This window comes from Pseudarthrobacter sp. MEB009, from assembly GCF_030208875.1.
Classification (GTDB): Bacteria; Actinomycetota; Actinomycetes; order Actinomycetales; family Micrococcaceae; genus Arthrobacter.
Genome location: NZ_JARVTC010000010.1, coordinates 94,794 through 106,542, shown reverse-complemented (window position 1 = coordinate 106,542; position 11,749 = coordinate 94,794). Strand labels below are relative to the sequence as shown.

Genomic DNA, 11,749 nt, shown 5'->3' with positions numbered 1-11,749 from the left:
ATGATCCGGACTCTCGCCATTGCCAACTACCGGTCCATCCGGGACCTGTCCCTGGGCCTGACCGGCCTGGACCTGGTCACCGGCGCCAACGGCAGCGGCAAGTCCTCCCTGTACCGGGCGCTGCGGCTGCTCGCCGACTGCGCAGGCGGTGCCGGCGGCAACGTGGTGGGGTCGCTGGCGCGTGAAGGCGGGTTGGCCTCCACGCTGTGGGCGGGGCCGGAAACCGTCAGCGGTGCCATGCGCCGCGGCGAGGTGCCCGTACAGGGGACCCTGCGCAGGAACCCGATCAACCTGAGAATGGGATTCTCGGGGGACGACTTCGGCTACCTCGTGGATTTGGGGATCCCTGTCCCGGTCGCCGGCGAGATGGATGAGCGGAGCCGGAAGCCCAAGGCGTCCCTGTTTGCCAACGATCCGGACATCAAACGGGAGGTGGTGTTCTCGGGCCCGCTGGCCCGGCCTGCGTCCTGGCTGGTGGACCGCCGCGGCGCTGCCGTCCGGGTCCGGGGCACCGCCGGGGAATGGCAACCGGAAAACATCACCCTGCAGCCGTACCAGAGCGTCCTGACCGAGATCGCGGACCCGGAGCGGTCCCCGGAAGTGCTGCAGGTCCGCAACACGGTCCGGTCCTGGCGGTTCTACGACCACTTCCGGACCGACGCTGCTGCGCCCGCCCGGCAGGTGCAGGTGGGTACCCGGACGCCGGTCCTCGATCCCACGGGCGCGGACCTGCCGGCCGCGCTGCAGACCATCCGGGAGACCGGCGACACTTTCCTCCTGGACAAAGTGATCAACGCGGCCTTCCCCGGCAGCAAGCTGGAGATCAGCATCAACGACGGGATGTTCGGTGTCCAGCTGCGGCAGCAGGGGATGCTGCGGCCGTTGAAGGCGCCGGAGCTTTCAGACGGCACCCTCCGGTTCCTGCTGCTCACCGCAGCGCTCCTCACCCCGCAACCGCCGGAACTGATGGTACTGAACGAACCCGAAACCAGCCTGCACCGTGACCTGATGCCGGCCCTGGCCGGGCTCATCAGCCAGGCTGCTGAGCGGTCGCAGCTGCTGGTGGTGTCCCACTCCACTGCCCTCATCACGGCGTTGCGGGAAAGCGGGCACGTCACGGAGCACGAATTGGAGAAGGACGTCGGGGAAACCCGGGTCCGGGGGAGGGGCGCGCTGGAAGGGCCGCTCTGGAGCTGGCCGTCCAGGTAAAGGTCTGCGCCGGCTTCAGCTTCCTGAAATCAGATTTCAGGACTAACCCCTACCATTGATGGGTGCACCAGCAGATTCTGATCAGACCCGCCGTCCCCGCCGATTATTCCGAAATCGCCCGGATTACCGTCGCTTCCTACCTGGCCGCCGGCTATTTCGACGACAGCACGCACCCGTACATGCAGCGTATCCAGGAAGTGGCGCACCGGGCGGCGAACGCCGTGATCTGGGTGGCCGAACGGCAGGGCCGGATCGTCGGGTCCGTCACCCTGGCGGTGGCAGGGGAACCGTTCGCGGACATCGCCCGGCCCGGCGAACTCGAATTCCGGATGCTGGTGGTGGACCCCGACGTCCAGCGCAGCGGTGCCGGCAAAGCGATGGTGGCCGCCATCATCGAGCACGGCCGGTCCCTGCCAGGCATCGAGGCCGTGGCCCTCACTACCGGCCTGACCTGGGAAAGCGCCCACGGCCTGTACCGCAAAACCGGCTTCCATCGGGTCCCCGAACGTGACTGGCTGGTTCCCGGAACTGACATAAAACTGCTGGTTTACCGGCTGGACCTTTAGCCGCCCTAAAGTGGTGCCGAACTCATCCAGCTATGAAAGGCCCACCCATGCGCAAAACCTTCGGCACCGGCTCCGTCTGGGAACAGACCCTCGGCTACTCCCGCGCCGTCCAGGTGGACAACACGCTCTACATCTCAGCCACCGCTGCCAGCGGCGAGAACGGCATTGTGGGTACCGACTTCTACACCCAGACCGCATTCATCCTGCAGAAGCTCGAAACGGTCCTGGCGGACGCAGGCTTCGCGCTGGCCGACGTGGTCCAGTCCAAGTTGTACCTGACGGACATCAGCAAATGGGAAGAAGCCGGCCGGGCCCATGGCGAGGTCTTCGGCGAGATCCGCCCCACCCTGGCCCTGGTGCACGTGCTGCCGTTCCTGGACCCGCAGATGCTGGTGGAAATCGAACTGGTTGCGCAGAAAAGCGCCAGCTGACCCGGCTGCCTGACCAGGCCTTGCTGACCCGGTCAGGGCGCGGCGGGCAGGCCGTAGCGGTGCTCCGGCCGGCCCGTGGTGCCGTAGCGGAGCTGGATGTCCACGGCGCCGTCGTCGGCCAGTGAGGACAGGTACCGCTGCGCCGTGGCCCTGGAGACTCCCACCCGGCCCGCCACCTCGGCCGCCGAGTACTGCTCTCCGGGGAGCAGCGATTCCAGCACCGCCGCTTCGGTGGCGGAGCGGGGCTTGGCCGACGGCGTGACATCCCCCGGGATCAGCGCACGTTTTGCGCGCTCCACCCCGTCCTGGTCCAGGGCCCCGGGCTGGGCCAGGAGGCGCCGGAACCGGGCATAGGAGCGCAGCTGCTGCGACAGCGCATCAGCGGTAAAGGGCTTGAGCAGGTACCCCAGGGCGCCGCGGCGCAGGGCCAACCGGACGGATGCCGCATCGGAGGCGGCGCTGAGGATCACGGTGTCCACATCGAGCTGCTGGAGCAGGTCCAGCCCGGAGGCATCCGGAAGGTAGACGTCCAGGAGCACCAGGTCAGGGCGCAGGCTGTGGATGGACTGCAGCGCCAGGGATGCTGTCCCCACCGGCGCCAGGGCCAGGAACCCCGCCACAGAGTCCACGTAGGCGGCGTGGAGTTTCGCCACATGGAAGTCGTCGTCCACGATCAGCACACGGAAATCGTCAGGCATCGTTGTCCTTTCCAGGGGTTGCGGCGCGTCCAGGGGTTGCGGCGCGTCCAGGGGCTGCGGCGCGCGCCGCGGTGGTGCCGGGGAGTGTGGCCATAAACACGGCGCCGGGTCCGCCGTCGGTCCCGGCGGCCAGCAGGGTAACGTCGCCGCCGCGCCGCCGGGCCAGCTGCCGGGCCAGGGCCAGCCCGAAGCCCTGCCCGCCGCCCGCGCGGACCGGCCCGGACGCGGTGGTGAAACCGGACGCAAACACGTCTTCCGGGCCGGTCCCGGGGGCCAGCCCGTTTCCGGAGTCGGCCACCACGATATGGAGGGTGCCGCCACCGGCACCGGGTTCGTCAAGGACCTCCACCTCCACCCACCGGTCTTCGGCGGAGCCTGCCACGGCAGCGTTTACCGCGTTGTCGATCAGGTTGCCCAGGACCGTTGTTACATCCTGGGCTTCGGAGACCTGTCCGCGGACCAGGGTCTCGGGGCCGATCCGGAGGGACACCCCCCGTTCATCGGCCTCAACCCCCTTGGCACCCACAAACGCCTGCAGGTACGGGTCCTGCAGGAGCTCAGCCTGGTCCACCGGGAACCGCAACGGCCCGGTGGCAGCCAGCCCGGCCAGGTACTCGCGGGCCTGCTGGTGCTGGCCGATGCCCATAAACCCGGCGAGGGTGTGCAGCTGGTTTGCGAACTCGTGGCGCTGCGCCCGCAGCGCATCGGACAGGGTGCCCACGGCGTCCAGCTGCCGGGTGAGCTGCTGGAGTTCCGTCCGGTCCCGGAGCATCAGCACCCAGCCCAAATCTTCCCGCCGGTGCAGGGCCTTGCGGGCGCTGGCCACCAGGACCTGGCCGCCGGCCACCACCTCCACGGCTTCCGGGCCGGCGTATCCCGGCCGGGTGAGGGCGGCCAGCTGCGCCGGGACCGGCGCGTCCGCCCACCGGGTGCCGGTGAGGTCCGGCAATCCCAAAAGCCGCTGCGAGGCGGCGTTGAAAACACTGATCCTGCCGTCCGCGGAAACGCCGATGACGCCGTCGTCCACTCCCTGCAGGACCGCCACCTGGTCGTGCACCAGGGTGCTGATCTCCTCCGGTTCCAGGCCGAGTGTGAGCCGCTGCAACCGGCGGCGCAGCAGGAAGGAGCCCAGCACGCCGGCGCCGAGGGCGCCTGCCGCCGTCAGGGCCACCGGGCCGATGTCGCGCGCCACGCTCTGGCCCACGGTTTCCATGGAGTAGCCCACGCTGACCTCACCCACCACGGTGTTGCTGTCCGGCGCGTAGACCGGGACCTTTGCACCCGCTGACGGGCCCAGCGTCCCCGTGTTCCGGGTGGTGATTTCCTGGCCGGCCAGGGCCTCGGACGGATCGGTGCTGACACCCTCGCCCAGCCGGTCCGGGTCCGGATGCGCCAGCCGCAGACCGGTTTCGTCGGTGATCACCACAAAGAGCGCACCGGTGCGGGTCCGCACGGCCTCCGCGGCGGCCTGCAGGGGACCGGCGGCAAGCTCCGCCGGCGGCGGGGTGCCCGCCTGGCCACTGATGGCCAGCACGTCCGCGCGGACCGACGGGTCCGAGGCCACGGTCCGGGCCAGCGTCAGGGCCTGGTTCTCCGCGTCGCTGCCCACCCGGTCATAGGTCAGCCAGGCGTGCACCGCGGTGCTCAGCAGCACCACCAGCAGCACCACCCCCAGCTGGAGCAACAGCGTCTGCGTCGAGAACCGCAGGGGCGTGCGGGGCGCGGGGCGCGGCATGGTCCTCCTCGACGGGCAGTGATTAATGGCAGTTCCCGGCTCCACCGGACGGTGTGAGCACAATGAGCAAAATGCTCCCAATAAGCAGTATGCCAATCAATTGAGCCAAAGGCACGGCCGTGACGGCCGCCACCCTACAGTCTGTAGCACGCGTCACACCGCTGTGCCGCCGAACACATGTAAGGAGCCGGCCGTGCTGGTAATACTTGGATTCGCAATGATCGCGGTATTCATGGTGCTGATCATGACGAAGAAGTTGACGCCAGTACTGGCGCTCATCATCGTCCCCACCGTTTTTGGACTTTTCGCAGGCGCCGGCCTTGGCATCGGCGACATGGTCCTGGAGTCCATGAAAGCCATGACCTCCACCGCAGCCCTGCTGATGTTTGCCATCATCTACTTCGGGCTGATGATCGACGTGGGACTGTTTGACCCGCTGGTCAAATTCATCCTCCGCAAGCTGGGCAACGACCCCGCCAAAGTGGTCCTGGGCACCGCCATCCTCGCGGCCGCCGTGTCGCTGGACGGTGACGGCTCCACCACCTTCATCCTCACCACGGCAGCCATGCTGCCCGTCTACCTGCGCCTGAAGATGAGCCCCGTGGTCCTCACCTGCGTGGCCGGCCTGGCCAACGGCACCATGAACATCGTGCCCTGGGGCGGTCCCACGGCCCGCGCCGCCACCGCGCTGAACATCGACGTCAACGACGTCTTTGTCCCCATGGTCCCCTCCCTGATCGGTGGCCTGGTGGTTGTTATGGTCTTCGCCTGGCTCCTGGGCCTGCAGGAACGCAACCGGCTCCGCGCCACCGAGCCGGGCATCTGGGCCACCCCGGGTGCTGACACGGCCGACGGCGGCGCACCCGCCGGTGGGTCGGGAACCGGCCGTGGACGCAAGGGCAACAACCCCGGCGGAGCAGCCCCCGCCGTCGGCGGCTCTTCCGTCGCTGTCCTGGAGCGCCCCGAAACGCTGGTGGACGACCTCGACTCCGCCATGGCGGACACCGCACTGGACCCGAACCGCGCCACCCTGCGGCCCAAGCTGTTCTGGTTCAACCTGGTCCTGACCGTGGCCGTGATGACCATGCTGGTGGCCGACCTGGTCCCGCTGCCCTACGTCTTTATGGTCGGTTCGGCCATCGCGCTGCTGGTGAACTTCCCCAACGTCAAGGAACAGAGCCGCCAGCTGGTGGCCCACGCACCGTCAGTTGTTGCCGTGGTCAGCATGGTCATGGCCGCAGCAGTCCTCACCGGGGTCCTGACCGGCACCGGCATGGTGGGAGCCATGTCCGAGTGGCTGGTCCAGATCATCCCGTCCAGCATGGGACCGTTCATGGCCGTCATCACCGGTGTCCTGAGCATCCCCATGACGTTCTTCATGAGCAACGACGCCTTCTACTTCGGCGTCCTGCCGGTACTCGCCGAAACTGCCGGCCACTACGGCATCCCCGCCGCGGACATGGCCCGGGCCTCCATCACCGGCCAGCCGTTCCACCTGCAGAGCCCCCTGGTTCCGGCTATCCTGCTGCTGGTCTCCCTGGCCAAGGTGGACCTGGGCGACCACCACAAAAAGGTACTGTGGCGCACCGCCGTGGTTTCCCTGGTCATGCTGGGAATTGGTGTGCTGACCGGGGCCGTCGGAATCGGTTAGTCTAAACCTGCCTGTGGACCGGCTTCGGCCGGCCTACGGGACCGAAGTGCCCGTCTGACGCCCGCTGGGGGTCGTCAGACGGGCACTGGCGTTTCCGCACTAGACTGGTTCCGGAAAACAAGCGGGACTGGTTGGAAAAACAAGTGGCACTTGTTTGCGAAGCGACCGGGGCCCGCCCGGAATGAACACATACACCTGCAGGGGAGATCCATGGCTGCGATCAACCGTGACGATGTTGCGCATCTGGCGCGACTCGCTCACATCGAGATGAGTGCCGAAGAGCTGGACAGGATGGCCGGCGAGCTCGCCGTCATCGTTGATTCCGTCAAGTCCGTCAGTGAGGCCGCCGGGGCCGACGTCCCGGCAACGTCCCACCCCATCCCGCTGACCAACGTCTTCCGGGACGACGTGGTGGGGCACACCTTCACCGCTGAACAGTCACTCTCCGGCGCGCCGGATTCGCTCGATAACCGTTTCAAGGTCCCGGCCATCCTGGATGAGGCATAAACCATGACCGAACTGAACCCCGCCGGAACCGACGCCGGCACCCTGATCCGCCTGTCCGCAGCGCAGCTGGCCGCCAAGCTGGCCGCCGGTGAAGTGACCTCCGTGGAGATCACCCGGGCCTGCCTGGACCGCATCGCCCAGGTGGATGGCGGTGAGCGCGGCATCAACGCGTTCCTGCACGTCAACGCCGAGGAAGCGCTCGCCGTCGCTGCAGAGGTGGACGCCATCCGCGCCGCCGGCGGCCCCGAAGCCGACGCCCTGCATGAACTCGCAGGCGTCCCCATCGCCGTCAAGGACCTCATCGTCACGGTGGGCCAGCCCACCACTGCCGGCTCGAAGATCCTCGAAGGCTGGCACAGCCCGTACGACGCCACCGTGGTGGCCCGGCTGCGCGCCGCGAAGATGCCCATCCTGGGCAAAACCAACCTGGACGAATTCGCCATGGGTTCCTCCACCGAGCACTCCGCCTACGGCCCCACCCGCAACCCCTGGGACCTGGACCGGATCCCGGGCGGCTCCGGCGGCGGTTCCGCGGCCGCCGTCGCCGCGTTCGAGGCGCCCCTGGCCCTCGGAACCGACACCGGCGGCTCCATCCGGCAGCCGGGCGCCGTCACCGGCACCGTGGGGGTCAAACCCACCTACGGCAGCGTGTCCCGCTACGGCGCCATCGCCATGGCCTCCTCGCTGGACCAGATCGGCCCCGTCACCCGCACCGTGCTGGACTCGGCACTGCTGCACCAGGTCATCGGCGGGCACGACCCCAAGGACTCCACCTCCCTGCCGGAGCCGCTGGCGGACCTCGTGGCCGCGGCACGCACCGGCAACGTCGAGGGCCTGCGGATCGGCATCATCAGGGAACTGCACGGCGAGGGTTACCAGGCCGGCGTCGAAAACCGGTTCAACGAGGCGCTGGAACTGCTCAAGGACGCCGGCGCCACGATCGTTGAGGTCTCCTGCCCCAACTTCCAGTACGCCCTGGGCGCCTACTACCTGATCATGCCCTCCGAGGCGTCCTCCAACCTGGCAAAGTTCGACGGCGTCCGGTTCGGCCTGCGCGTCCTGCCCACCGACCCGCCGCTCACCATTGAACGGGTCATGGCAGCCACCCGCGCCGCCGGGTTCGGCGACGAGGTCAAGCGCCGCATCATCCTGGGCACCTACGCCCTGAGCGCCGGCTACTACGACGCCTACTACGGCTCGGCCCAGAAGGTCCGCACCCTGGTCCAGCGCGACTTCAACGCCGCGTTTGAACAGGCGGACGTGCTGATTTCCCCCACGGCGCCCACCACCGCGTTCAAATTGGGCGAAAAGCTGGACGATCCGCTGGCCATGTACCTCAACGACGTCGCCACCATCCCGGCCAACCTGGCCGGCGTCCCCGGACTCTCCCTCCCGGGCGGCCTCGCTGACGAGGACGGACTGCCCGTCGGTATCCAGCTGCTGGCCCCGGCCCGCGAGGACGCCCGGCTCTACCGCGTGGGCGCCGTCCTGGAATCGCTGCTGGAGGCCAAGTGGGGCGGCCCGCTGCTGGCCCAGGCCCCCGACCTTGCCGGCGCACCGGCACTCGAAGCCCAGGAGGCGAAATAATGAGCACCGACGCAACCCTGAGCTTCGAAGAGGCCATGGAGAAGTACGACCCCGTCCTGGGGTTTGAGGTCCACGTGGAACTCAACACCAAAACCAAGATGTTCTCCTCCGCGCCCAACGTGTTCGGCGACGAGCCCAACACCAACGTGAACGAGGTGGACCTCGGCCTGCCGGGCGTGCTGCCCGTGGTCAACCGGACGGCCATCGAGTCCTCCATCAAGATCGGCCTGGCGCTGAACTGCAGCATCGCCGAGTCCTGCACCTTTGCCCGGAAGCAGTACTTCTACCCGGACACACCCAAGAACTTCCAGACCTCCCAGTACGAGGACCCCATCGCGTACGACGGTTACCTGGACATCGAACTCGCCGACGGCACGGTGTTCCGCGTTGAGATTGAACGCGCCCACATGGAGGAGGACGCCGGGAAGCTGACCCACATGGGTGGCGCGGCCGGCCGCATCCAGGGCGCCGACTTCTCCCTGGTGGACTACAACCGCTCAGGCGTGCCGCTCGTGGAAATCGTCACCAAGCCCATCGAAGGCGCCGGCTCCCGCGCGCCGGAACTGGCCAAGGCCTACGTGGCCGCCGTCCGCGAGATCGTCAAGAACCTCGGCGTCTCCGATGCCCGGATGGAACGCGGCAACGTCCGCTGCGACGCCAACGTCTCGCTCCGCCCGCACGGCCGGGAACGGTTCGGCATCCGGTCCGAAACCAAAAACGTGAACTCGCTGCGCGCCGTCGAACACGCCGTCCGCTACGAGATCCAGCGCCACGCCGCCGTCCTGGACAACGGCAACCCGGTCATCCAGGAAACCCGGCACTGGCACGAGGACACCCGTACCACCACGTCGGGCCGGCCCAAGTCGGACGCTGACGACTACCGCTACTTCCCGGAACCGGACCTGGTGCCCGTGGTGGCGTCCCGTGAATGGGTGGAGGAGCTCCGCGCCACCTTGCCGGAGCCGCCGGCCGCCCGCCGCAAGCGCCTGCAGGCCGACTGGGGCTACTCCGACCTGGAATTCCGCGACGTGGTCAACGCCGGAGTCCTGGACGAGATCGAGGAAACCATTGCCGCCGGCGCCTCCGCTTCGGTGGCCCGTAAATGGTGGATGGGCGAAATCGTTGGGCGCGCCAAAAACGCCGACGTCGACCCCGGCCAGCTGGGCGTTGCACCCGCCACCATCGTGGAGCTTGCGAAAATGGTGGATGACGGCAAGATCAACAACAAGATGGCCACCGCTGTCCTGGACGGCGTCCTGGCCGGCGAAGGCACCCCGGCCGAAATCGTCGAGGCCCGCGGCCTGGCAGTGGTCTCGGACGACGGCCCCCTCCTCGAAGCCATCGACGCTGCCCTGGCGGCACAGCCGGACGTCGCGGAGAAGATCCGCGGCGGCAAGGTCCAGGCCATCGGCGCGATTGTTGGCGGCGTGATGAAGGCCACCCGTGGCCAGGCGGACGCCGGCCGCGTCCGTGAGCTGATCCTGGCGAAGCTCGGCGTCGAAGGCTGACACCGCCCGCTCCAACCCAACTGGGTCGCAGTAGTTGTCGTTTTGACCCCTCAAAACGACAACAACTGCGACCCAGTTGGGCGTTAAGCACTACTCGCATCCACAGGCACCGAACTACCCGTGTTCAGGGCCGCGTCCCGGTCCTACACTGAAGATCCAGGGCACAGCGCCCTGCCCGCTCTGTGGGAGGTATGGCCATGACCGTCCGGGAACCGTTGAGGCTTCGCAAGGCTTTCCTGGCCGGCGCCGTTGCGCTGGCGCTGACCGGCACGGGAGCCGCCATCGCCTGGTCGGCAACCGGGACCCCCACGCCCACCCCGGACACGCCCAGTGCGGCCGCGCCGGATACCGGTTCGGGCAAGGACACGGATCCGGCGAAGGACAAAGCCGCACACGCCCGTCCCCTCCACAGTGAAAGTGTGGTGAAGGAGGCCGACGGCACCTACCGCACGGTCCTGTCGCAGCGCGGCACGGTGGACGCCGTCAGCTCCACGGCCATCACGGTGAAAAGCGAGGACGGCTACAGCCAGACCTACGCCGTCACCGCTGGCACCCGGATCACGGTGATTCCCGCCCCCGCCGCGGACGGCTCACCGGCAACGGGCGACGACGGCAAACGGCTCAAGCCCACGGACGGCACCAGTGCGGACCTCGCCACAGGGGACGCCGTGCTGGTTGCCGGCGTGAAGGATGGCGGCACGGCCACTGCCCAAAGGATTGTCAAGGGCGCCGGCGACGGGCCCGGAATGGGACTGGGCCAGGGCCGCGGGAAAGGACACGGGCAAGGCCACGGCAAGCGCGCTGGGCAGAGTCAGGGGCAGGGTCAAGGCCACGGACCCAAAGCCTGAGCGCGGCGGATTCAGCTGATTTTGACCAGCCCCGCCATGATGTCCTCCAGTGCCTGGCACACCATCAGCACCGAGCGGCGCTTGAGGTTCTCCGGCCTGGCCAGCAGGTCAATCCGGCGGCGCGTGCTGATCCCGGACAGGGGACGGAGCACAATGTCCGGATTCAGCACCGGCCCCGCGGTGTACCGCGGCAGCAGGCCAACCACTCCGCCGGCCGCCACCAGCGCGGCCACGGTGGAGTAGTCATTGATGCGGTGCACAATGTTCAGTTCCCTGCTGGAAACGGCCGCGACGGCGGACAGCACGTCGGCGGGGGAGTAGCCGGCGTGGCTGGTCACCCAGGCCTCGGCCGCCACGTCCTGCACGCTCAGGGTGTCCTGCCCGGCCAGCCGGTGCCCGGCGGGGAGGGCCACGTCCAGCGGTTCGTGGGCCAGCGGGATCACCGTGACACGTTCGGTGGGCCACCGGGGGCTGTGGTCCATCCGGTGGGCCAGGACCAGGTCGTACCGGGCCGTCAACGCGGGGAAGTCCTGCTGGGCCACGTCCTCGTCGGACAATTCGATCCGTGGTTTCTCCGGGCCGTCCAGGATCCGGGCCAGCGGCGCAAAGACTGCCTGGCCGGCGCTGTGGAAGCCACACAGGCTCACCCGGCCGGCTGCGGACCCGTGATAGATCCCGATCGCATCCCGAGCGTCCGCCAGCGCACTGACCACGGCGGCGCCGGCGTCGGCCAGGACCTGGCCTGCTTCCGTCAGCACCAGGTTGCGGCCTTCCTTTCGCGTCAGCGGCACGTCGACCGTCCGCTGCAGGATGGCCAGTTGCTGCGAGACGGCGGACGGCGTGACCATCAGGGTGTCCGCCACCGCCTTGACGCTGCCCAGCGCGCCAAGCTCACGCAGGATTTCAAGCTGATGGATCTCCATCCCCCCAGTCTATGCATTAGCAAAAGCTACATCGTCGATTGAGAAATTCCCTGTTGTACTAAGCCGTTATCCCCGTTCTAATGAGG

11 protein-coding genes are annotated in these 11,749 nt (G+C 68.2%); 8 read left to right on the top strand and 3 right to left on the bottom strand.

Features of this window, described 5'->3' with window-relative positions; all coding sequences use genetic code 11:
* The 3 genes from QRN07_RS09515 to QRN07_RS09505 all read left to right on the top strand — a co-directional run bounded on the left by QRN07_RS09515 (nucleotide 1) and on the right by QRN07_RS09505 (nucleotide 2,206).
* Entirely contained in the window at nucleotides 1–1,209 is a 1,209-nt protein-coding gene (locus QRN07_RS09515; RefSeq protein ID WP_050685419.1) for an AAA family ATPase, read from the top strand.
* A 62-nt stretch (nucleotides 1,210–1,271) separates the two neighbouring features.
* A complete protein-coding gene (locus QRN07_RS09510; RefSeq protein ID WP_056599036.1) occupies nucleotides 1,272–1,775 on the top strand; it encodes a GNAT family N-acetyltransferase in 504 nt (167 codons plus the stop codon).
* A gap of 47 nt (nucleotides 1,776–1,822) precedes the next feature.
* A complete protein-coding gene (locus QRN07_RS09505) occupies nucleotides 1,823–2,206 on the top strand; it encodes a RidA family protein (protein WP_056599033.1) in 384 nt (127 codons plus the stop codon).
* Nucleotides 2,207–2,238: 32 nt separating this feature from the next.
* Here the strand turns inward: QRN07_RS09505 and QRN07_RS09500 are convergent, their stop codons facing one another.
* Complete coding sequence (locus QRN07_RS09500) at nucleotides 2,239–2,904, bottom strand: response regulator (RefSeq protein ID WP_056599030.1); 666 nt, start codon at nucleotides 2,902–2,904, stop codon at nucleotides 2,239–2,241.
* Entirely contained in the window at nucleotides 2,897–4,639 is a 1,743-nt protein-coding gene (locus QRN07_RS09495) for a sensor histidine kinase (protein WP_285240925.1), read from the bottom strand. Before QRN07_RS09495 ends, QRN07_RS09500 begins: the two co-directional genes overlap by 8 nt.
* 193 nt (nucleotides 4,640–4,832) lie before the next feature.
* Between QRN07_RS09495 and QRN07_RS09490 the strand changes: the two genes are divergently transcribed.
* The 5 genes from QRN07_RS09490 (at nucleotide 4,833) to QRN07_RS09470 (ending at nucleotide 10,740) form a co-directional block, all read left to right on the top strand.
* The gene (locus QRN07_RS09490; RefSeq protein WP_050685423.1) at nucleotides 4,833–6,290 is read left to right on the top strand and encodes a CitMHS family transporter; all 1,458 of its coding nucleotides are present in this window, start codon (nucleotides 4,833–4,835) and stop codon (nucleotides 6,288–6,290) included.
* 210 nt (nucleotides 6,291–6,500) lie between these two features.
* Nucleotides 6,501–6,797, top strand: coding sequence for an Asp-tRNA(Asn)/Glu-tRNA(Gln) amidotransferase subunit GatC (gene gatC, locus QRN07_RS09485; RefSeq protein WP_050685424.1), 297 nt, complete (start codon nucleotides 6,501–6,503; stop codon nucleotides 6,795–6,797).
* A gap of 3 nt (nucleotides 6,798–6,800) precedes the next feature.
* Nucleotides 6,801–8,384, top strand: a complete 1,584-nt coding sequence (gene gatA, locus QRN07_RS09480) for an Asp-tRNA(Asn)/Glu-tRNA(Gln) amidotransferase subunit GatA (protein WP_285240924.1) — start codon at nucleotides 6,801–6,803, stop codon at nucleotides 8,382–8,384.
* Nucleotides 8,384–9,892, top strand: a complete 1,509-nt coding sequence (gene gatB / locus QRN07_RS09475; protein WP_285240923.1) for an Asp-tRNA(Asn)/Glu-tRNA(Gln) amidotransferase subunit GatB — start codon at nucleotides 8,384–8,386, stop codon at nucleotides 9,890–9,892. The genes gatA and gatB overlap by 1 nt, the downstream gene beginning before the upstream one ends.
* Before the next feature lie 197 nt (nucleotides 9,893–10,089).
* A complete protein-coding gene (locus QRN07_RS09470) occupies nucleotides 10,090–10,740 on the top strand; it encodes a hypothetical protein (protein WP_285240922.1) in 651 nt (216 codons plus the stop codon).
* Between the two features lie 11 nt (nucleotides 10,741–10,751).
* Here the strand turns inward: QRN07_RS09470 and QRN07_RS09465 are convergent, their stop codons facing one another.
* Nucleotides 10,752–11,663, bottom strand: a complete 912-nt coding sequence (locus QRN07_RS09465; protein WP_285240921.1) for a LysR family transcriptional regulator — start codon at nucleotides 11,661–11,663, stop codon at nucleotides 10,752–10,754.
* Nucleotides 11,664–11,749 lie beyond the last annotated feature (86 nt).